The organism is Ancylobacter rudongensis (genome assembly GCF_900100155.1).
Classification (GTDB): domain Bacteria; phylum Pseudomonadota; class Alphaproteobacteria; order Rhizobiales; family Xanthobacteraceae; genus Ancylobacter; species Ancylobacter rudongensis.
In genome coordinates this window covers 516879-538094 of the sequence record NZ_FMTP01000002.1, presented here as the reverse complement: position 1 = coordinate 538094, position 21216 = coordinate 516879, and the positions used below count along the sequence as shown (strand labels likewise).

General features: G+C 70.0%; 19 protein-coding genes. 13 read left to right on the top strand and 6 right to left on the bottom strand.

The window, feature by feature from the left end; translation table 11 throughout:
- Position 1: 1 nt before the first annotated feature.
- Genes BLO63_RS07490 through BLO63_RS07480 form a run of 3 tightly spaced genes read right to left on the bottom strand, consistent with a single transcriptional unit; the run spans position 2 to position 3147 of the window.
- A complete protein-coding gene (locus BLO63_RS07490) occupies positions 2–271 on the bottom strand; it encodes a DUF6460 domain-containing protein (RefSeq protein ID WP_091438379.1) in 270 nt (89 codons plus the stop codon).
- Positions 272–274: 3 nt separating this feature from the next.
- Complete coding sequence (locus BLO63_RS07485) at positions 275–2086, bottom strand: cisplatin damage response ATP-dependent DNA ligase (protein WP_091438376.1); 1812 nt, start codon at positions 2084–2086, stop codon at positions 275–277.
- Positions 2083–3147, bottom strand: coding sequence for a ligase-associated DNA damage response exonuclease (locus BLO63_RS07480; protein ID WP_091438373.1), 1065 nt, complete (start codon positions 3145–3147; stop codon positions 2083–2085). The genes BLO63_RS07485 and BLO63_RS07480 overlap by 4 nt, the downstream gene beginning before the upstream one ends.
- Before the next feature lie 51 nt (positions 3148–3198).
- On the opposite strand from BLO63_RS07480, the gene BLO63_RS07475 reads away from it, so the two are divergent.
- The 5 genes from BLO63_RS07475 (at position 3199) to pdeM (ending at position 8630) form a co-directional block, all read left to right on the top strand.
- The gene (locus tag BLO63_RS07475; protein WP_091438372.1) at positions 3199–4125 is read left to right on the top strand and encodes a class I SAM-dependent methyltransferase; all 927 of its coding nucleotides are present in this window, start codon (positions 3199–3201) and stop codon (positions 4123–4125) included.
- 115 nt (positions 4126–4240) lie between these two features.
- Positions 4241–4879 carry a DUF4339 domain-containing protein gene (locus tag BLO63_RS07470; RefSeq protein ID WP_091438369.1) on the top strand — a complete coding sequence of 213 codons (639 nt, stop codon included), beginning with the start codon at positions 4241–4243 and terminating at the stop codon, positions 4877–4879.
- Positions 4876–5343, top strand: coding sequence for a hypothetical protein (locus BLO63_RS07465; RefSeq protein WP_091438366.1), 468 nt, complete (start codon positions 4876–4878; stop codon positions 5341–5343). The genes BLO63_RS07470 and BLO63_RS07465 overlap by 4 nt, the downstream gene beginning before the upstream one ends.
- Before the next feature lie 73 nt (positions 5344–5416).
- On the top strand, positions 5417–7942 hold the full coding sequence (locus BLO63_RS07460) for a ligase-associated DNA damage response DEXH box helicase (RefSeq protein WP_091438364.1): 2526 nt from the start codon (positions 5417–5419) through the stop codon (positions 7940–7942).
- A complete protein-coding gene (gene pdeM / locus BLO63_RS07455) occupies positions 7908–8630 on the top strand; it encodes a ligase-associated DNA damage response endonuclease PdeM (RefSeq protein WP_091438361.1) in 723 nt (240 codons plus the stop codon). Before BLO63_RS07460 ends, pdeM begins: the two co-directional genes overlap by 35 nt.
- A gap of 85 nt (positions 8631–8715) precedes the next feature.
- On the opposite strand, the gene BLO63_RS07450 is transcribed toward pdeM, so the two are convergent.
- Positions 8716–11061: a hypothetical protein gene (locus tag BLO63_RS07450; RefSeq protein WP_244517716.1), complete on the bottom strand. Its 2346-nt coding sequence runs from the start codon at positions 11059–11061 to the stop codon at positions 8716–8718.
- Positions 11062–11492: 431 nt separating this feature from the next.
- Here BLO63_RS07450 and BLO63_RS07445 point away from each other — a divergent pair, with 431 nt between their 5' ends.
- The 3 genes from BLO63_RS07445 to BLO63_RS07435 all read left to right on the top strand — a co-directional run bounded on the left by BLO63_RS07445 (position 11493) and on the right by BLO63_RS07435 (position 13281).
- A complete protein-coding gene (locus tag BLO63_RS07445) occupies positions 11493–11924 on the top strand; it encodes a MerR family transcriptional regulator (RefSeq protein WP_091438356.1) in 432 nt (143 codons plus the stop codon).
- A gap of 153 nt (positions 11925–12077) precedes the next feature.
- Positions 12078–12692, top strand: coding sequence for a 2-hydroxychromene-2-carboxylate isomerase (locus BLO63_RS07440; protein ID WP_091438352.1), 615 nt, complete (start codon positions 12078–12080; stop codon positions 12690–12692).
- 25 nt (positions 12693–12717) lie between these two features.
- Positions 12718–13281, top strand: a complete 564-nt coding sequence (locus BLO63_RS07435; RefSeq protein WP_091438349.1) for a hypothetical protein — start codon at positions 12718–12720, stop codon at positions 13279–13281.
- Between the two features lie 105 nt (positions 13282–13386).
- Here BLO63_RS07435 and BLO63_RS07430 read toward each other — a convergent pair whose 3' ends face one another.
- Entirely contained in the window at positions 13387–14382 is a 996-nt protein-coding gene (locus tag BLO63_RS07430; RefSeq protein ID WP_091438346.1) for an alpha/beta hydrolase, read from the bottom strand.
- A gap of 119 nt (positions 14383–14501) precedes the next feature.
- On the opposite strand from BLO63_RS07430, the gene BLO63_RS07425 reads away from it, so the two are divergent.
- From BLO63_RS07425 to BLO63_RS07415, 3 genes are all read left to right on the top strand, one after another.
- Entirely contained in the window at positions 14502–14966 is a 465-nt protein-coding gene (locus BLO63_RS07425; protein WP_091438342.1) for a secondary thiamine-phosphate synthase enzyme YjbQ, read from the top strand.
- Between the two features lie 145 nt (positions 14967–15111).
- Positions 15112–15783 (top strand): response regulator transcription factor, encoded by a 672-nt coding sequence (locus BLO63_RS07420; RefSeq protein WP_018389118.1) that lies wholly within the window; start codon positions 15112–15114, stop codon positions 15781–15783.
- A gap of 190 nt (positions 15784–15973) precedes the next feature.
- Positions 15974–16189 (top strand): hypothetical protein, encoded by a 216-nt coding sequence (locus BLO63_RS07415; protein ID WP_091438340.1) that lies wholly within the window; start codon positions 15974–15976, stop codon positions 16187–16189.
- A 234-nt stretch (positions 16190–16423) separates the two neighbouring features.
- Here BLO63_RS07415 and BLO63_RS07410 read toward each other — a convergent pair whose 3' ends face one another.
- Entirely contained in the window at positions 16424–19963 is a 3540-nt protein-coding gene (locus BLO63_RS07410; RefSeq protein ID WP_091438337.1) for a PAS domain-containing hybrid sensor histidine kinase/response regulator, read from the bottom strand.
- Positions 19964–20115: 152 nt separating this feature from the next.
- Between BLO63_RS07410 and mscL the strand changes: the two genes are divergently transcribed.
- Positions 20116–20556, top strand: coding sequence for a large conductance mechanosensitive channel protein MscL (mscL, locus tag BLO63_RS07405; RefSeq protein ID WP_091438334.1), 441 nt, complete (start codon positions 20116–20118; stop codon positions 20554–20556).
- Positions 20557–20639: 83 nt separating this feature from the next.
- Positions 20640–21215 carry a dTDP-4-dehydrorhamnose 3,5-epimerase gene (rfbC, locus tag BLO63_RS07400; RefSeq protein ID WP_091438332.1) on the top strand — a complete coding sequence of 192 codons (576 nt, stop codon included), beginning with the start codon at positions 20640–20642 and terminating at the stop codon, positions 21213–21215.
- Position 21216: the final 1 nt, after the last annotated feature.

The window sequence follows — 21216 nt, the reverse complement described above, 5'->3', positions numbered from 1 at the left end:
ATCAGCGGCCGCGGCTGGCGATGCGCAGGATCAGCCAGAGCGGGATCACGATGACGGCGCCGAGGACGAAATAGCGCCACAGCCGTTCGATCGCCTCGAAGCTGAAATTGAACAGATGCCGCAGCAAGCTCTCCAGGCTGGAGAGGATGTTGAACGGATCGAGCCCGAGCGCGGCGAGAATGACGCCGACCACCACCGAGAGCGCGACGAGCCGCAGGAGGACCCAGAAGGGCGAACCGCCCATCCAGCGGGCAAGCTGATTATCGGCCATGACTCACATTTCCCCGGCAGGCGAACGCTGCTTCCCTAGCACGGCCGTGGGGCGGCGGGGAGCATGGCTTTCGTCGCCGATCATCTTCTCCAGCGTCTCCAGCCGGTCGGCCTCAAGCGGCGGCTTGTCCCAGCGCAGCCGGGCGATGCGGGGAAAGCGCATGGCGAGGCCGGAGCGGTGGCGGGTGGAGCGGGCCAGCCCCTCGAACGCCACTTCCACCACCAGCCCCTCGGTCGGCGTGTGCACCACCTCGCGCACCGGGCCGAAGCGGTTCACCGTGTGGCGGCGCACGAAGCGGTCGATCTCGATCAGCTCGGCATCGGTGAAGCCGAAATAGGCCTTGCCGACCGGCACCAACTCGCCCGCTTCCGTCCACACGCCGAAGGTGTAGTCGGAATAATAGGAGGAGCGCTTGCCGTGGCCGCGCTGGGCGTACATCAGCACCGCGTCGACGCTGTGCGGGTCGCGCTTCCATTTCCACCACGGCCCCTTGGGGCGGCCGGGCAGATAGGCACTGTCGGCGCGCTTGAGCATCACCCCTTCCACCGCCTCGGCATCCGCCCCGGCGCCATGGGCGGCAGGGTCGGCGCGGGCGGCGGCGAGATCGTCCCAGCTGGGGAAGGGCACGAGCGGGGAGAGATCGAGCCGTCCCTCGGTGGGATGGGCTGAGATCAGCGCCTCCAGCCGCGCGCGGCGGGCCTCGAAGGGCTGTTCGCGCAGATCCTCGCCCGCCGCCACCAGCACATCATAGGCGCGGATATGGGCGGGGAATTCCAGCATCAGCTTCGCCGAGACTGTCTTCCGGTTCAGCCGCTGCTGCAGCACGTTGAACGACTGCACACGCCCCTCGCGCAGGATCAGCAATTCGCCGTCCACCACCCCGTCAAAGGCCAGCGCCTCGGCAAGGTCGGGGAACGCGCCTGAGATATCCTCGCCGGTGCGGCTGTAGAGCCGTGTGACATGCCGCCCGTCCGGCCCGGCGGCGCGGGCCGCCTGCACGCGGATGCCGTCCCATTTCCATTCGGCGCGGAAGGCGGCGGGGTCGAGCTTGTCGACATCCGCCTCCTCCAAGGGATGGGAGAGCATCACCGGCCGGAACGGGGCGGGGTCCTCTGTCTCGGGCTTCGGCCCGCGCCCCTCGGCCCAGGCGAACAGCTCTTCATAGGGCGGCGCCAGCCCCGGCCAGACCAGCTCGATCGCATCGGGCGCGTGCTCGCCCAGCGCCGCCACGGCGGTCTTGGCAAGGCGGGCGGAAACGCCGATGCGCAGCCCGCCGGTGATGAGCTTCAGCAGCGCCCAGCGCCCGGTCTCGTCCAGCCGGTCGAGCAGCGCGGCGAGCGTGGCCGGCATCTCGGCCCGGCCCATATGGGTGAAGGCGTGGACGATGGCGGAAAGCGGGAGGTCGCGGGCCCTCTGCGCGGCGGCGCCGTCTCCCTCACCCCACCCCTCTCCCCGTGGGGGAGAGGGAGCCGGTTGCTCCACGTCCAAAGCCCTCTCCCCGTGGGGGAGAGGGTTGGGTGAGGGGGGCAGGGAAGCCAATGGCGGCGCCGGCCACATCAGCGCCACCGTCTCCGAGAGATCGCCGACATAGTCATAGGAGAGGGCGAACAGCACCGGGTCGGTGCGCTCGCCGATGAGCTGGCGGATCAGCCCCGGCTTGGCGTTGCGGAAGGAGAGCGCGCCGGTGAGCGCGGCCAGCGCCCAGCCGCGCTCGGGGTCGGGCGTGTGGCGGAAATAATCGGCGATGAGCCGGATCTTGCCATTGCGGCGCGGCTCATAGGCGAGGCGGTCGAGCAAGGCGGCGAAGCGGTTCACGGCGCCACCTCCGGTGCCGCTGGCGCGTCCGGGGCGGGGGCATCGGGCGCGGCGGCCTCGCCCTCCTCCTCGCCATAGCCGACCATGTGCAGCGGCCGGGCGCGCAGCCCTTCCTGCGTCGCCCAGTGCACCAGCGCGTCCTCCTGCCCGTGCGTCACCCACAGCTCCTCGCAGCCGGTGGCGCGGATGGCGACCTGCAACTCGTCCCAGTCGGCATGGTCGGAAAGGATGAGCGGCAGCTCGACGCCGTTCTGCCGGGCGCGGGCGCGGATGCGCATCCAGCCGGAGGCGAAGGCGGTGACGGGATCGGGAAAGCGCCGCGACCAGACATCGGCCAGCGCGCCCGGCGGGCACAGCACCACCGCGCCAGCGCGCTCGGCCGGGCTGGCGTCCCGGGCGGGGCGGGTCTCGCCGAGATCGATGCCCTGGGTGCGGTAATAGTCGGTCAGCTTCTCCATCGCCCCGTGCAGCAAGATCGGCCGATCGTGCCCGGCGGCGCGCAGCAGCGCCATCACCCGTTGCGCCTTGCCCAGCGCATAGGCGCCGACCAGATGCGCCCGCTCGGGAAACAGCGCCAGCGACTCCATCAGCTTGGCGATCTCTATGGCGGGGGCGGGATGGCGGAACACCGGCAGGCCGAAGGTCGCCTCCGAGATGAAGACATGGCAGGGCACGGGGGCGAAGGGCAAAGCGGTGGGGTCGGCGCCCGGCTTGTAGTCGCCGGAGGCGACGATGGTGCAGCCGCGCCATTCCAGCGCGATCTGCGCGCTGCCGAGAATATGGCCGGCGGGATGAAACGTGACGCCGCCGCCGTTCACCTCGATGCGCGCGCCATAGTCGGCCGCCTGCACCGTGCCGGCGAAGGCCTCGCCATAGCGGATGGCCATGATGTCGAGCGTCTGCTGTGTCGCCAGCACGCTGCCATGGCCGGCGCGGGCATGGTCGGAATGGCCATGGGTGATCAGCGCCCGCGCCACCGGCCGCGTCGGGTCGATGAAGAAGTCGCCGGCCGGCGAATAAAGCCCCTGTGGGGTGGTGTGGAGAAGCTCTTCCGGGCGCATGGTGGACCCTATATAGGGCGCCCTCCAGCTTTTTCGCGAGACACCCCGCCCATGGCCTCCGGCCGGCTCATCCTTTCTTCCGGCGACCCGACGGTCGATCGCCGGATCGAGTGGGCGCGCGCGCTGATGGAGGAAGGCGGGGTGGCCGACGCGGCCGAGCTGCTGACCGAGGCGGTGGCCCGCGCCGGCCAGTACGCGCCGGGCTGGTTCCTGCTCGGCGAAGCCCGCGAGGCGGCCGGCGATGCGCCTGGGGCCCGCGCGGCCTTCGAGGCGGCGCTGTCCCTCGACCCCGCCGACACGCTGGGCGCCACGCTGCGGCTCGCCCGGCTGGAGGGCGAGGTGGCGGGCATGAGCGAAGCCTATGTCCGCGCCCTGTTCGACCAATATGCCGACCGTTTCGACGCCGCGCTGGCCCGGCTCGACTATCGCGGGCCGGAGGTGATCGAGGCGGTGCTGGCCACGGCCTGCGAAGGGCTGGGCCGCTCTTTCGCCTTCGCCCACGGGCTGGACCTGGGCTGCGGCACCGGGCTGGTCGGCGCCCGCCTCGTCGACCGCATCGGCAGGATGGAGGGCGTCGACCTCTCGCCCAATATGGTCGCCCATGCGAGGCGCCGGACGATCTATGACGCGCTGGTGGCCGGCGAGATGGTCGCCTTCCTGCGCGAGCGCCCGGCGCGCGAGGTCGATCTGATCTTCGCCGGCGATGCCTTCTGCTATCTCGACGACCTCGCCCCCATTCTCGCCGAGGCCCGCCGCGTGCTGGAGCCGGGCGGGCTGCTCGCCTTCACCACCGAGACCCATGACGGCGCCGGCGTGAAGCTGCGCGACACGCTGCGCTTCGCCCATGCGGCGGACTATGTGCGCGACGCCCTCGCCGACGCCGGGCTGAGCCTGCTCGCCTTCACCGATGACTGGGCCCGCAAGGAGCATAACCATCCCGTGCCCGGCCTCGTCGTGGTGGCGCAGCGACTGGGCTGAGCGCGGCGCGCTGGCTGCGCACGCCTACCTCAAGATGTCCCTCGCCTTTTTTGTCCCTCCGGTTGACGTGCGCGCCGCCCCGCAGAATGATGGTACCAAAAGGTGGGGTGGATGAATGGACAATGAGAACAGGACGGCCGGCACGCAACATGTGACGCCGGCAGCGCCCGGACTGGCCTCGGCCGTGCCGAAGCCGCCGCCGCATCCGCTCGACGGCGAATGGTATGTCCATCTCGACGGCCAGGTGTTCGGCCCCTTCACCGGCCACCAGCTGCGGGACTTCACCGGGGAGGGCCGGGTCAGCGCCGAGACGCAGGTGGTGAGGCTGGGAGCGGAGACCTGGACCCGGGCGGCCGATGACGCTGCGCTGGTGTCGCTCTTCCCCCGCGCCGCCCTTCCCGCGCTGCCGCCCGCCGGGCCGGTGCGGGCGGAGGCCGGTGCCACCGTGGTTCAGGTGACGAACAACATCACCAGCGATCCCCGCCCCCAGCAGGTGGTGATCCTGGACCCGGGCATCGCCCAGCCGAAATCCGCCGGCACGGCGCTGGTCCTCTCCATTCTCATCGTCGGGCTGGGCCAGCTGTACAATGGGCAGATCGGCAAGGGCCTTCTCATGTTCTTCGGCTGCATTCTCCTGTGGTTCGTCTTGCTGGGCTGGATCATCAACATCTGGTCGTGGATCGACGCCTACAAGACCGCGAAGGCGATGAACGAGCGCTATCTCCGCAATCTCGCCGCGGGGATCATTCGTTGAACGTCGAGCGCCTGCGCACGAGCCTGCATTGCCCGGCCTGCGGGTTCCGCATCGCCGCCCACACGACGGTGTGCGAGAATTGCGGGGCGGTGATCCCGGTGGCCGAGCTCGCCGGCAGCGGTGTGATCAGCAGTGCCTTGTCGGCGCTGCTCGGGCGGCCGCTCGGCAGCCTGAGCCTGCTGGAGATCGCCCGGATTCTGGCGTGGGTGCCGCTGCTCGTCGGCCCGCCCATCGCCGCGCTCGCCATCATCGGGCTGAAGGTCTCGCAGCAGCCGCAGCGCCTGCATGACCGGGCGTGGCAGGGGCCGGCGCTGGTCGCGGCGCTCAATATCGCGCTCAGCCTGATCGTCTGGCACTATGCCGCCCAGGAAATCGGTGCGGCCGCCACGGCGCTGTGGGCGGAAATCAACCGTCTCGTGCCAACGGCGCTTCCGGCGGGGCCGGGGAAGGGCGTCGAGATCTAGCCGTCGCTGCCGAGCCTTCGGCGCCGAACGCCTCCCCCCTCGCAATTGCGCGGCGAGTGACTAGCTTGTCGCCGTGCCTGACATCGATGCCGCGCCCGACGATCTTCTGCCCGAGCCGTTCCGACGCTGGTTTGCCGGCAGGGGCTGGGCGCCGCGCGCGCATCAGCTGGAATTGCTGGCGCAGGCGCGCGCCGGCCGCTCCACCCTGCTCATCGCCCCCACCGGCGCGGGCAAGACGCTGGCAGGCTTCCTGCCGAGCCTGGTCGAACTCGCCGGCCGGCCTGTCCCGCGCAACAGCGCCCGCCCGCCCGGCCTGCACACGCTCTACATCTCGCCGCTGAAGGCGCTGGCGGTCGATGTCGCCCGCAATCTGGAGCGGCCGGCGCAGGAAATGGGCTTGGCCGTCCGCATCGAGACCCGCACCGGCGACACGCCGGCCTCGCGCCGCCAGCGCCAGCGCCGCGACCCGCCTGACATATTGCTGACCACGCCGGAGCAGATCGCGCTGCTGCTGGCCTCCGACGATGCCGAGCCGCTGTTCGCCGATCTCAAGCGCATCGTGCTGGACGAACTGCACGCGCTGGCCGGCTCCAAGCGCGGCGATCTGCTCAGCCTCGGCCTCGCCCGGCTGCGCGCGATCGCCCCGATGGCGCAGACGGTCGGCCTGTCCGCCACCGTGGCCGACCCGGACACGCTGCGCCGCTGGCTGGTGCCGCAGCGCGGGAACGGCGAAATGGGCGAACTGGTGATCGCCGATCCCGGCGCCGCGCCCGACCTCTCCATGCTCGACAGCGCCGCCCATGTGCCCTGGGCCGGGCATACGGCGCGCCATTCGCTCAAGGAGATTTACGGCCTGATCGAGCGGCACACGACGACGCTGGTCTTCGTCAACACCCGCATGCAGGCGGAGCTGCTGTTCCAGGAACTCTGGCACATCAACGACGCCAACTTTCCCATCGCCCTGCATCACGGCTCGCTCGACGTCTCGCAGCGCCGGCGCGTGGAGGCGGCGATGGGCGAGGGGCGGCTCAAGGCGGTGGTCTGCACCTCCTCGCTCGATCTCGGCATCGACTGGGGCGCGGTGGACCTTGTGGTCAATGTCGGCGCGCCCAAGGGCTCCTCGCGCCTCATGCAGCGCATCGGCCGGGCCAATCACCGGCTGGACGAGCCTTCGCGCGCGGTGCTCGTGCCGGCCAACCGCTTCGAGGTGCTGGAATGCCGGGCCGCGCTGGAAGCGGTGCGGGCGGGAGCGCAGGACAGCGCGGTGGTGCGCTCCGGCGCGCTCGACGTGCTGGCGCAGCATGTGCTCGGCATGGCCTGCGCCACGCCGTTCGACGCGGACGAGCTGTTCGCGGAAGTCACCTCAGCCGAGCCCTATGCCGATCTCCTCCGCGCCGATTTCGATGATGTGGTGGGGTTCAATGCCAATGGCGGCTATGCGCTGCGCGCCTATGAGCGCTTCGCCCGCATCCGCCGGATGAAGGACGGGCGCTGGCGCGTCGCCAACCCGCAGGTGGCGCAGCAATACCGGCTGAATGTCGGCACCATCGTCGAATCCACCATGCTGAAAGTGCGGCTCGCCAGCGCCAAGTCGCGCTTTGGCGGGCGGGTGCTGGGCGAGGTGGAGGAATATTTCGTCGAGACGATGAGCCCCGGCGATACCTTCGTCTTCGCCGGCGAGGTGCTGGAATATCTCACCATTGTCGAGAACGAGGTCCGCGTCGCCCGCACCAGCGCGAAAGAGCCGCGCGTGCCCTCCTATGCCGGCGGCAAGTTTCCGCTCTCCACCTTTCTCGCCGCGCGAGTGCGGGCGCTGCTGTCCGAGCCGGCGCGGTGGGCGAGCCTGCCGGGCCAGGTGCGCGACTGGTTGGAGCTGCAAAAGCTGCGTTCGCGCCTGCCGGGGCGGGAGGATCTGCTGGTCGAGACCTTTCCGCGCGGCGGCCGCTATCATCTCGTCGCCTACCCTTTCGAGGGGAGGCTCGCCCACCAGACGCTGGGCATGCTGCTGACCCGCAGGCTGGACCGCGCCGGGCTGCACCCGCTCGGCTTCATGGCCAATGACTACGCGCTGGTCATCTATGGCGTTTCCGATATGTCGCTGGCGATCGCGCAGGGCCGGCTCTCGCTGGATGCGCTGTTCGATGCCGACATGCTCGGCGACGATCTGGAGGAATGGCTGGCGGAATCGGCGCTGATGAAGCGCACTTTCCGGCAATGCGCTGTTATCGCCGGGCTGATCGAGCGGCGCTTTCCCGGCAAGGAGAAGAATTCCCGCCAGGTGACGATGTCGACCGACCTCGTCTATGACGTGCTGCGCCGGCACGAGCCGGGCCATGTGCTGCTGCGGGCGGCGCGGGCGGATGCGGCGACGGGTCTGTTGGACATTCGCCGGCTCTCCGACATGCTCACGCGAATTCGGGGCCGAATCGACCATCTCGCTCTGTCCCGCGTCTCGCCGCTGGCAGTGCCAGTCATGCTGGAGATCGGCCGGGAGATGGTCGCGGGCGGCGCGTCCGACGCGCTGCTGGCCGAGGCCGAGGACGAACTGATCAGGGAGGCGATGCGTGCCGGCGACGATGACAGCGAGCCCGGCCGATGAGCGCACGGGCGAGAGTGAGATCGAGCTCGCCGGCGCGCGGCTCGTGCTCGACCCCGCCGGCGCGCTGTGGTGGCCGGCCGAACGGGCGCTGATCGTCGCCGATCTGCATCTGGAAAAGGGCTCCGCCTTCGCCGCGCGCGGGGTGCCGCTGCCGCCCTATGACAGCCGCGCCACCCTTGCCCTTCTGGAGCGCCTCGTCGCGCGCTGGGCGCCGCGCACGCTCATCGCGCTGGGCGACAGCTTTCATGATCGCGGCGGCGCCGGCCGGCTCGGCGACGAGGAGCGGGCGAGCCTCGCCGCGCTGGCGCGCGGGCGCGAGATGGTGTGGATCGCCGGCAATCACGATCCCGAACCGATGCCAGGCCTCGCCGGCTTGCATGCCGGGGAGCTGAAGCTCGGCCCGCTCACCCTGCGGCACGAGCCCGCCGCGCTGGCGGAAGACGGCGAGGTCGCCGGGCATTTCCACCCCGTCGCTCGGCTGGTGCTGCGCGGGCGCAGCCTGCGCCGACGCTGCTTCGCCACCGATGGCGCCCGCCTCGTCCTGCCGGCGCTCGGCGCCTATGCTGGCGGGCTGAACATTCGCGACGCGGCGCTGGCGGGGCTGTTCGGCGGCGCGTTCGACGCGCATCTGGTGGGGGCGGCGCGCACCTACCGCATCGCCCACCACGCCTGCCTGCCGGACCGCTGAGCGGCGCGGACTCGATCCGTGCTTTAGGTTTTTGCTTGACGCATTTTCTTCACGCGAACCGGAATCCACTTCGCTTGAAAACGCCCTAGCGCGAGAAAAACAGGCTGGACGGGGCGGCCGGGGCGCGCGGGGCGGGGCCGCCGACCGAGCCGGTGATGTCCTCGGGCCCCGGCACCGTGGCGGGGCCGGCGGCCCGCAGCGGCTCCTGCCGCAGCTGGGCTACGAGATGCCAGCAGCCATAGGCCAGCGCCGAGCCGCACAGGGCGATCACCAGCGTGGCGCGGATGCGCGCAAGCCAGCGGCCGGGCGAAGGTACCGCACGCGTGCCGATATGGCTGCGCAGTTCCACTGGCGCGCCGGGGGCGGGCCGGGGGGCGGTCGGCCGGTCGGCCGGGTTCGCGGCGCGGCGGGCCTGGGCAATCAGGGTCGCCCGGCTGGTGGCGGTGTCGTTCGTGGCCACGGGCGGCGCCAACGGCCCCTCCACCTCAGCCTCCGCCGGAGGCGTCGGGCTTGCGGCGGACGGGCGGCGGGTGGCGGCGGAGGTGCGGCTGAGCGCTTCCAGCGCGGCCCGCATCAGCTGCGGCTCGAAGGCTTTCGGGATCGAGGCCGGCGTCGGCGTGAACACGACCTCGTTCGCCGCTTCGCGTGCCGTTGCCGGGGCAGGTTTTGCCGCAGCGGGCTTGGCCGCATCCGGCTGCGGCGCGGCGGCGAGGCTCGCCAGCTCGGCCGCCACAGCCGCCTCGGCGGCGGCGGAGACAGACCCGCGCTCGGCTGGCCTCTCGGCCGCGCGGCGGCCCTCCAGCGCGGCGATCTCGCGCCGGATCAGGGCGGTGACGCTGTCGGGGTCGCTGCCGGAACCGGACGGCGGGCGAGGGCGGGAGGCCGCGAGCAAGCTCGACCGCGTCTCCTCGATCTGGATGAACAGGTCATTGACCGCCCGCTCGATCCCGGCGAGCTGGCCGGCCAGCTGGCTCGATATCGCCGTTTCGCCGCGCCCGGTTTCGCCGAGCCGGCGCGAGAGTTCCTCGATCTGCCGGCCGAGCGCCTCGAAACGGGCGCCATCATCCGCCCGCTCCTGCGGCCGTTCGATCCGCTCGATGCGGTCGGACAGGCCCTTGATCAGCGTCTCCATCCCGGCGGGCAGTTCGCGCCGCGCACTGGCGAGATCGGTCTGGATCGCGTCGAGCCGGCCCAGCAGGTCGTCGAGCGGCAGAGGGGCCGGCGTGCCGATCCGGTCGGACAGCGTCTCGATGCGCCGCTCCAGCGAACCGAACGCGGTGCGGACGGCTTCGTCCTCCTGCGCCGCCATCTCGGCGACGCGGCTGGCCAGCAGCGACACCTGCTCGGCCAGCAGCCGCACCGAATCCGACGACAGCGCCCGCGCCAGAAGCTCGCGGATCTCGCTGATCTGCGCCTGCAGGCGGGCGACGGTGGCGCCGTCCACCACCTTGGCGTTGACGATGTCGATCTTGCGCTCCAGCGCGCCGATGCGCCCGAGCAGCAGCTCCGGCGGTTCGGGCAGCCGCAGCCCGCCGATCATCTCGCGCAGGGTCGCCAGCGTCGCCCGCAGCCCTTCGTCGCGGGTATCGGAGCGCTCGACCCGCTCGACCAGCTGCTGCACCACGCGCTGGAGCTCGTCGACCGCGTGGCGCGGCGCCAATGTGGCCACCGCCTGCCGCAGGCTGGACAGTTCCTGCTGCAGCGCGGCGAGCCCGTCATGCGGCAGCGGCGCGGGGGAGGGGGCCGGCGCTTCCGGCACGAAGGGTTCCGGCACGAAGGCGTCCGGTACGAAGGTTTCGGGCGAGAACGGGTCGGGCAGGACCGATTCGAGACGCGGGGCGACGGGCACGGCGGCCTTCGCCGGCGCGGGCTCGCGCCGCGCATAGGCGCTTTCGGCGCGCCGGCGCTGGCCGCTGTCGCGGTCGAGTTCGCTCTGGCGGGCGGCGATCTCGGCCACCGCTGCCTCAATGGCGGCGGGGCTGGGGGCGGCGTCCGGCGTCGGCGTGCGCCGACGGGTGAGCTGCAGGGCTTCCAGCCGCTGGTCGATCTCGCGCATCGCGGCGGCGAGCCGCTCATCGGCATAGGTGGAGCCGGTGGAGGAGGCCGCGCGCGGCCTTTCCGGCGCGGCGACGCGGACCGGCGCCTCCGGTGCGGGCGGGGCGGCCGGGGGAGGGGCGACAGGAGGCTCGGCCGGCGCGGACAGGTCGATCCGGCCGATCTGGCCGGCGAGTTCCTCGATGCGGCGCCGCAGCTCGGCCAAATTGTTCAGCCCGTCAATGCCGGCCGGCGAGGTGCCGGCTGCGGTGGTGCCCATGAGTTGCCCGCGCAGCCATTGGTCGAGCGGCAGCCCGGCCCGGCGCGCCGCCTCGCCCATGGCGCGCCACGCTTCGGGAGCGATCTGTCCGGTCGTCGAAGGGGCCTCTTGCCTCACCTTGGGTCTCCGTCGTCCGGCACGAATGGCGGCAGGAATCACCGCGGCGACCGCAGGAGGCTGCCTGCCGCAACTCTTACGAATCTTGGTAAAGGGCGCGTTAACGCCCGCCGGCCCGAACGGGTCCGCCGGGGGCCGCCGGCGGCCACTTGCGGGGGCCGATGCGGCGGTCCGGCAGCTGGGCCGAGGGCCGCTGCGCACCGAAGGCGAACCGTCAAAGCGCGGAGGCGAGCGGCCGGCCGGCGGCTAGCGCCGGTGGCGGGTCCGGGCGGGTGTTTTGAATAATGCAAATAAAATCAACAAGATGGCTTCCCATTTAACAGTAAGTTTCCCTAACGTCGGGTGCGACTTTCTCCCCTAACGGCAACCTGTCTGCGAGAGTGGGGCAACATCGCTGTCGCGTTACCCGTCGTTAGCCTGGAGCTGCCCAGATGGATTTCACCTCCTACGAGGCCGAACGCACCCCCGACGTCGCCCTTGCCACCTCTGGCGAGAGCGGTTTCTTCACCATTGGCGATCTCGCCCGCGAATTCGGCGTGACGCTGCGCGCCCTGCGCTTCTATGAGGACAAGGGCCTGCTTGCCCCGCGCCGCGAAGGCCTGACCCGCCTTTACAGCGCCGCCGAGCGCACCCGCCTCGCCATCATCCTCAAGGGCAAGAAGCTCGGCTTCACCCTGGCGGAGATCAAGGCCATGGTCGCCCTGCGCGAAGGCAGCGCGGTGCCGGCCGGCGGCCTCGCCCTCACCGCCGAGAAGTGCACCGAGCAGCTCGCTCTGCTGGAGCAGCAGAAGGTCGAGATCGAGGACGCCATTGGCGAGCTGCGCCAGATGGTTGCCGCCTTCTCCGCCCGCAGCGCGGCCTGATTTCGTCCTTCACCTGCTGATGAGACCTGAGCGGCGCCCGCAGGGGCGCCGTTCGCTTTTGCGTGGGCACGCGCGAACGGTGCCCCACATCGGACGAAAATGGTCTAGCGTGGGCGGCAAGGTCCGGATCAACACGTTCAGCCGAGTGCCCCCATGTCCCGTTCGATCGACTATTATTTCTCCGTCGTCAGTCCCTGGGCCTTTATCGGCCATGCCCCTTTCCTCGCTCTGGCGGGCCGCCATGGCGTGCGGGTGAATTTCCTCCCGGTGCAGCTGGGCGACCTGTTCGCCGAAACCGGCGGGCTGCCGCTGGCCAAGCGCCACCCGGCCCGCCAGCGCTACCGGCTGCTGGAGCTCAAGCGCTGGCGCGAGGCGCGTGGCATCGAGCTCAACATCAAGCCGGCCCATTGGCCGTTCGATCCCAAGCCGGCCGACCGGCTGATCATCGCCGCGCAGATCGACGGGTACGATGTCGGGCCGTTGGCGGAGCGGATGATGTCCGGGGTCTGGCAGCGCGAGGAAAACCTTGCCGATCCGGCGACGCTGGCCGCGGTGCTGGCGGAGCTCGGCCTGCCGGCAGCGCTGCTGGAGGCGGCGGCGCAGGACCGCACCGCGACGATCTACCAGGCCAATCACGACGCCGCTATCGAGGCTGATGTGTTCGGCTCGCCCGCCTATGTACTCGATGGCGAGGTGTTCTGGGGCCAGGACCGGATCGAACTGCTCGACGGTGCGTTGACCAGCGGGCGGGCGCCTTTCACACCATAGGGGCGGAGCCGGAGGAGAGTTGGCGATGGGTGAGTTCAGCATCACGGGAAGGGGCGCGCTGGCGGGCCTCGTCCTGCTCGCCGGAACCGGGCTGGCGCCGGCGCAGCCGGCCGCCGATCCCGCCGCCGCCGATCCGGTCCGCTTCACCGTGCAGAAGGTCGAGGGCGGGCTGATGCGGCTGGACACCCAGACCGGCGCCATGTCGTTCTGCGCCCAGCGCGCGGCCGGTTGGGCCTGCGAGGCGGTGCCGGACGACCGGGCGGCGCTGGAGGCGGAGATCGACCGGCTGCAGGCGCGCCTGGCGGTGCTGGAGAAAAACCGCGCCACGGGTGGTGCCGGTGTGCCCGACATCATGGTGCCGCCGCAGAATACGCCCCCCGCCGCGCCGCCCGATGCGCCCCCGCCCGCGGCATCGACGCCCGATGCCGACGGGGAGCTTCCGGCACAGGCCCGCCAGCGTCTCGACCAGGCGATGGATCTTGCCGAGCACGCGTTCCGCCGCTTCGTCGAAATGGTCGAGCGCCTGCGCAAGGACCTGCCCCCGGATGGGCCGTCGGCCCCCGTGCCGCCCAAGGGCGAGCCGTTCTAGAGCCTTTTCGAGCGAAGTAGGTTCCGGCTCGCGTGAAGAAAATGCGTCACATCAAAAGGCTCAAGCACGTCAGGTGAACCGGCTGTCACCTGACGTGCTTGCGCTTCAGCAGGTGCCGATGAAGGCGTGGATGCGGGCCTGCGCCTGGTCGGCCAGCGAGCCGGGAAAACCGACAAAGACATGGCAGCCGCCGGGATAGACGGCGAGTTCCGCCCTATTGCCGGCGGCAAGCCAGCGCGGCGCCATGAACAGCGTGTCGTCGAGCAGCGCGTCGCGGGTGCCGATGGTGAACAGCGCCGGCGGCAGGCCCTTGAGGTCGGCATGGAGCGGGGAGACGTCGGCGGAGGCGAGCTCGCCGCCCTCGCGCAGATAGTGGCCGACGAAGACGTTAATGTCCCGCGTGTTCAGCACCAGGGGCTCGTCGCCCCAGTGGCGCGCGCTCGGCGTCAGCGCGAGGTCATAGGCGCCGGCATTGAGATTGGCGGCGCGGAAGGGGGTGAGTCCGTGCCGGTCGCGCAGGCGCAGCAGCGTAGCGACGGAAAGATTGGCGCCGGCCGATTCCCCGCCAATGGCGAAGCGGTCGGTGCCGAAGCGCGCCGGCCCTTCGCGCAGCAGCCAGAGCGCGGCGGCCTCGCAATCATCGGGACCGGCGGGATAGGGAATCTCCGGCGCCAGCCGGTAGTCGACCGAGACGACGGCAAAGCCCGTGCGCTCGACGAAGCGATGGTTCAGCCCGTCATTCTCGCGGGCCGAACCGAGGCACCAGCCGCCGCCATGCAAATGGAGATAGACCCCCTTGGGCGGCGCCTGAGGGGTGAGGATGCGCAGCGGCACCGGCCCATGCGGCCCCTCGATCTCGATCACCTGGGCATAGGGGCTCTCGGGCGAGAGCGGGAACGGGCCCTTGCCCTCCAGCCGCAGCTTGCGCAGCATCGCCATTGGAAACACCCAGCGGTCCGGCACGGCGCCGAGCGCCTTGACGATGCCAGTATTCACCGCCCGCGTGTCCGGGGCGATGGCGGCGGGGTCGAACAGAGCGGGATCGACCACCAGCGGGGCGGCGGCGCGCGTCGGCGCGGGCGCGGAACTCACGGAATTCATGGGAAAGCGACACTCCGGAACGGGGGTGGCGAAGGACCTGTCATCAGGGGCTGATCGCGTCTATCCAAACCCAGCTGGCGCGCTACGTCCAGCGCGCAAGGGTGACAGGAGGCATGCCGATGGCGCGGATCCGGCACGGCGAGGTGCGCGAAAGCGTGGTGACGCGGCGGTTCACCACCGTTCTCGCGGTGGACACCAAGGGCCGCGGTTTTATCGAGATCACCGAGGCGGTGGCGGCGTTTCTCGCCGGCATCGGCGCCGGCGAGGGCGAGGTCTCGGTGTTCTGCCGGCACACCTCCGCCTCGCTCACCCTGCAGGAAAACGCCGATCCTGATGTGAAGACCGACCTGCTCACCGCGCTGGAGCGGCTGGCGCCCGAGCATGCGGGATGGGTGCATGATCTCGAAGGGCCGGACGACATGCCCGCCCATATCAAGGCGGTGCTGACCGGCGTCCATCTCGCCGTGCCTGTGATCGGCGGGCGAATGGCGCTCGGCACCTGGCAGGGCCTCTATCTCGTCGAGCACCGGGTGCGGCCGCACCGGCGCGAATTGGTTGTGGCGTTTGTCGGCGAGGCCCACTAAAGGTCGAGCATTGACCTGCGATCGGGGGCTCTGCGGGGCTGCCGGGCTCGCGGCTTGCGGTGGCGGTCCGTCCGCCCCATGATCGCGGCGCGGACCTGCGCCGAGAGCGGGTCTGTGCAGGTGGAAGGGGCCGCTGCGCGTGGATATGACGACGAGTTTCCGGCTGGTGATCGCCGATGATCACCCGCTGTTCCGGGGCGCGCTGCGCGAGGCGGTATCGCGCCAGTTTCCGGCGGCGGAGCTGTTTGAGGCCGGCGGCTTCGAGGATCTCCAGGCACTGCTGGAGCGCGAGAGCGATCTCGATCTCATCCTGCTCGACCTCACCATGCCCGGCGTGCGCGGCTTTTCCGGGCTGATGTACTTACGCGCGCAATATCCCGGCATTCCGGTGGTCGTGGTTTCCGCCAATGAGGAATCCGGCGTCATCCGCAACTGCATGGAATTCGGCGCCTCGGGCTTCATCCCGAAGACCAGCGCGGTGGAAACCATGCGCGCCGCTATCGCCGCCGTGCTGGAGGGCCGCACCTGGACCCCGCCGGATGTCGACCTCGCCGGCGGTGCCGACAAGGAAACGCAGGCCCTCGTCTCCCGCCTCGCCACCCTGACCCCGCAGCAGGTGCGGGTGCTGATGATGCTGTCCGAGGGGCTGCTCAACAAGCAGATCGCCTATGAGCTCGGCGTCTCCGAGGCGACGGTGAAGGCGCATGTCTCCGCCATCCTGCAAAAGCTCGGGGTGGAGAGCCGCACCCAGGCGGTGATTGCCGCTTCCAAGATCGAGGGCGGCACCTGGGCGCAGGGAAGCGCTGCGGCGGGGTGAGCCAAGAGCCGTCATCCGGCCTCAGTGACCGCAGCCCGATCATACTGCACCCGTCATCCCCGAGCGAGTGTTCACCGGGACAGACAGTCGCTGGCGGTCCGCGATCTGAAGGTCGACTTGCCGGCCGGTAGCCCAATGTGAGCTTCGACCCAATCCGGACATCGCGATGTCGTTCGGTTAAGGTGGCGGGATGCAGGTCCCTATCGCGCGAACGGGCAAAATTCTGGCTGGAGATGAGACGGGCTGGTTCGTCAAAGTGATTGATGACAATGCCGATAGCGGAGGCTTTCTGATCCTCACATCAGCGACGCCGACCTTTGCGTCGAGTTTCGACAACTGGGTGGACAGCCATGACGCTTTGGTCCGCTATTTTTTGGAGGCCGGCTGGAAGATCGAGTGGCTTTGATGCGAATGTCGCTTCTCCCCCCGAACAGACGATCGCCATGCCCGCTTCCGGGTGCCGGCGACGATTTTTGCCCGCGTCGGTGTATCCCTGTCTTTTCAGGGCGTGACCCGGGGATCCTATGACAGCCGTCATCCCGGCCGAAGCGAAGCGCAGAGCCGGGATCGTCTCGCGGTGGGACGCGATCCCGGATCGGCCTTTGGCCGTCCGGGATGACGAGGCACTAAAGGCGCCCCCTCACTCCGCCGCCGCCCGGGCGGCGCGGCACTGGGCGAGCAAAGCGCGCAGCGCCGCCGGGCGCACCGGCTTGTTCAGCACTTCCATCTCCTTCGCCTTGGCGCCGTCGCGCACGCGCTTGGAGCGGTCGGCGGTGATCAGCACCGCCGGCAGGCTCTGGCCGAGCTTCCAGCGCAGCTGCTTGGCCGCCTCGATGCCGTCGCCGGTGTCGAGATGGTAGTCGACCAGCAGCATGTCGGGCGGGGTGCGCCGCTCGCGCAGCATGGCGAGCGCCTCCTCGATCCCCGGCGCCTTGAGCACCTCGCAGCCCCAGCCGCTGAGCAGCGTTTCCATGCCGTCGAGAATGGCGGGGTCGTTGTCGATGCACAGCACGGTCAGCCCCTGCAGGCTCGCCAGCGGCACGCTCGCGCGCGGTGACGGCGCCTCGCGGGCGGGAATGGCGGGAGCGGCCGGCAATTCGACTGAAAAGACCGAGCCCTTGCCGGGCGTCGAGGCGAGGGTGATGGCGTGACCGAGCACGCGGGCGATGCGCTCGACGATGGAGAGGCCGAGCCCCAGCCCGCGCGCCGCCCGGGCGCCCTCGTCGAGGCGCAGGAATTCCTTGAAGATCAGCTTCTGCTTGTTGACAGGCACCCCGACCCCGGTGTCGAGCACCTGGATGCGCAGCTTGCCGCGCCGACGCCGCACCCCCACCAGCACCCGGCCGCGCGGGGTGTATTTCAGCGCGTTGGAGACGAGGTTCTGCAGCAGCCGGCGCAGCAGGCGACGGTCGGAACGCACGGCGGCGGAACTGGGCACGAAGGTCAGCCGCAGCCCCTTCTCCATCGCCATCGGCGCGAATTCGACGTCGAGCTGGCGGAAGATTTCGTCGAGGCGCAGCGCGGCGAATTCCGGCTTGTGGGCGCCGGCGTCGAGGCGGGAAATGTCGAGCAGCGCGCCGAGAATCTCTTCCACCGCCTCCAGCGAGGCATCGACATTGCGGGCGAGGCGGGCATCGTCGCCGCCCTCGGCGCGTTCCACCAGGCTGGTGGCGTAAAGTCGGGCCGCATTCAAAGGCTGCAAAATGTCGTGGCTGGCGGCGGCGAGGAAGCGGGTTTTCGAGATATTGGCCTCATCCGCCTCGGACTTCGCCTGCGCCAGCTGGGCGTTGAGGTTCTCCAGCGCCTTGGTGCGCTCGCGCACGCGCCGCTCCAGCGTCTCGTTGGCGCGCTCCAGCGCCTCGGCGGCCTCGACCGTCGGGGTGATGTCGGTGAAGGTCACCACCACCCCGCCATCCGGCATGGTGCTGACGCGCACCTCCATCACCACGCCGCGCGGGGCGAGGCGTTCCTGGAAGGCGACATTGCGGCGGGCGTAGCGCGAGAGCTTTTCGCGCACGATCTCCTCCACCGGCCCGGCGCCGAACTGGCCGGCGGTGGCGTTGAAGCGGATGATCTGGTCGATGCCGATACCGATGCGCAGGATTTCCGGCGGCAGGTCCAGCATCTCGCCGAACTGCCGGTTCCAGGTAACGAGCCTGAGGTCGCGGTCGAACACCGCGATGCCCTGGCGCACATGGTCGAGCGCGGTCTGCAGGATCTCGCGATTGTACTGGATGGCGGCGGAGGCATCGTCCAGCAGCTTCAGCGCCGCCTTGGTGGAGACGGTGCGCTTCCTCAGCATCAGCGACAGCACGAGCCGCGAGGAGGCCGCGCCGATCGCCGAGGCCAGCAGGTGCTCGGCATAGCGGATGAGCTGGAAATCCGCCTCGCGCCCCGGCTCCAGCGAGACGCCGCGCATCGCCGCCACGCTCTCGAAGGAGGCGCGGGTGCGTTCCTCGCCGAGATAGCGCGCCACCGTGGCGATGAGTTCGCCCACCGTCACCGGCGAGCGCCACAGCCGGAAGCTCGGCGCGGAGGGGACGTGCTCGCTCTGCACGAACACGCTCGCCTGCAGCCGCTCGATCGGGGTGGGCCGGCGGATCATCGAGGCGGCGAAGAACACCAGCACGTTGACGGTGAGGCTCCACAGCACCCCATGCACCAGCGGGCTCGCCTGCACGCCGAGCAGGGCCTGCGGGCGCAGGAAGGCGAGGCCCATCGGCCCGTCGCTCACCAGCGCCGGGGTGAACAGGCCGGCATCGACCAGATTGGGCAGCAGCAGCGTATAGGCCCAGAGCGCAATGCCGGCGGCGATGCCGGCCAGCGCGCCGAGCCCGGTGCCGCGCCGCCAGACGAGGCCGATCAGCAGCGCCGGCCCGAACTGGGCGACGGCGGCGAAGGAGAGCAGGCCGATCTGCGCCAGCTGCGCCTCGCCGGTGACGCGGTAATAGAGATAGGCCAGCAGCAGGATGGCGAAGATAGCGATGCGCCGCACCGTGAGCAGCCGGTGGCCCATGTCGACATGATCAGGCGGGGCGCCGGCGCGGCCGGAATCCTCGCCCTCGCGCAGCCGCCGGCCGCGCACCATCAGCGGCATGAAGATGTCGTTCGAGACCATGACGGCAAGCGCCACCGTCTCGACGATCACCATGGCGGTGGCGGCGGAGAGGCCGCCGACAAAGGCCACCAGCGACATGATCTGCGCCCCCGCCGAGAGCGGCAGGGTGACGACATACATGTCGCCATCGATGAAGCCGGGCGGAAAGGCGACGAGGCCGGCGACCGCGATGGGAATGACGAACAGGTTGATAAGCACGAGATAGAGTGGGAACAGCCAGCGCGCGGTGCGGATCTCGTTCTCGGAAGTGTTCTCCACCACGGCGACGTGGAACTGGCGCGGCAGCAGCAGGATGGCGAGCGCCGAGAGCAGCGTCATCGCCGCCCAGCTGCCGAGCGTGAAGCCGTCGGTCAGCACCGGCAGCACGCCCTTCGCGGCGGCTTTCTCAAACAGGTCCCACGGGCCGGCGAACATGCCGAAGACGACGAACAGCCCCACCGCCAGGAAGCTGACCAGCTTGACGATGGATTCGGTCGCCACCGCCAGCATCAGCCCTTCCTGGTGCTCGGTGGCGTCGATGTGGCGGGTGCCGAACAGCACGGCGAACACCGCCATCGCCACCGCCACGGTCAGCGCCAGGTCGCCCACCAGCGGGTAGTGCAGCCCCAGCCCCTCGAAATCGCCGAGCATGGCGAGAAGGGCGGCGGAGACGGCCTTGAGCTGCAGGGCGATGTAGGGCAGCGAGCCGACAATGGCGACGCAGGCCACCAGCGCCGCCACGCCCTGGCTCTTGCCGTAGCGGGCGGCGACGAAATCGGCGATCGAGGTGATGTTCTGCGCCTTGGCGAGGCGCACCACCCGCAGCAGGAACGGCGTGCCCAGCGCGAAGACCAGGATCGGCCCGATATAGATGGTCAGGAAGTTGATGCCCTGGGTGGTGGCAAGCCCGACCGAGCCGAAAAAGGTCCAGGAGGTGCAGTAGACCGCCAGCGAGAGCGAATAGATATAGGGCCGCCCCTCGCGCCCGCGCCGCGGCAGGCGCCGGTCACCGAAGCTCGCCACGGCGAAGAGAAAGCCGAGATAGACGAGCGCGACGGCGATGATGGACCATGCCTGAAGCATGCACTCTCCCGGCGGCGTGGAGCCGCGCCCTTTATGCGCCGCGCCCGCCCGCTCCGGCAAGATGCGCGCGCGCCGGCACGGTCGGCAGGGTTGCCCGCGCCGGTCCGCCGTATCACAGTGGCGCGGTCGGGTGGCAGCGTATCGGAGGTCGCATGAGCACGGTTCTGAAGGAATTCCGCGAATTCGCGGTGAAGGGCAATGTGGTCGATCTCGCCATCGGCGTGATCATCGGCGCCGCCTTCGGGCAGATCGTGTCCTCGATCGTCACCGACCTGTTCATGCCGGTTGTCGGCGCGGTGTTCGGTGGCCTCGACTTCTCGAACTACTTCGTCGGCCTGTCGTCCAGCGTCACCGCCACCTCGCTGGCCGCCGCGCGCGAGCAGGGCGCGGTCTTCGCCTATGGCCATTTCCTGACCGTCGTCATCAACTTCCTCGTTATCGCCTGGATCCTGTTCCTGGTGGTGAAGGGCATCAACCGCCTGCGCCGCAACGCGGCGAAGGAGCCGCCGATTCCGACGCCGACGACCAAGGAGGAGGTGCTGCTGACGGAAATCCGCGACATTCTCGCCCGCAAGGCCGAGCCGGCCCCCTAGACCAATCGACGACCCCCTGAGGGCTGTGACGGGACCGCAAGACCGGGTAGAAGCGCCGGAGTTCCCGTCGAGTGCAGAGCGATATGACGACCTTCACCCGCCTTGCCATTGCCGATGTCGTCCTCGTCCAGCCGGTCCGCCACGGCGACGATCGGGGCTATTTCTGCGAGACCTACAAGAAGCCGCAATTCGACGCCTTCGGCATCGACATCGCCTTCGTGCAGGACAATGAATCGCTCTCGCGCGACGTGGGCGTGGTGCGCGGCCTGCACTTCCAGACCCCGCCAATGGCGCAGGCCAAGCTGGTGCGGGCGGTGCGCGGCGCCATTTTCGACGTGGCGGTGGATATCCGGAAAGGCTCGCCCAGCTATGGCCGCTGGGTGGCGGCGACGCTGACGGCGGAAAAGGGCGAGCAATTGCTGGTGCCGCACGGCTTTGCCCATGGCTTCTGCACGCTGGAGCCCGACACCATCGTCGCCTACAAGGTCGATGCGCCCTATGCGCCGGCCAATGATGCCGGCATTCGCTGGGACGACCCGGACCTCGCCATCGACTGGCCGCTGGCGGCCGGGGCGGCGATCCTCTCGGGCAAGGACCGGACGGCACCGCTGCTGCGCGATTATGCCAGCCCCTTCACCTTCCAGCCGGCGGAAGGGTGAG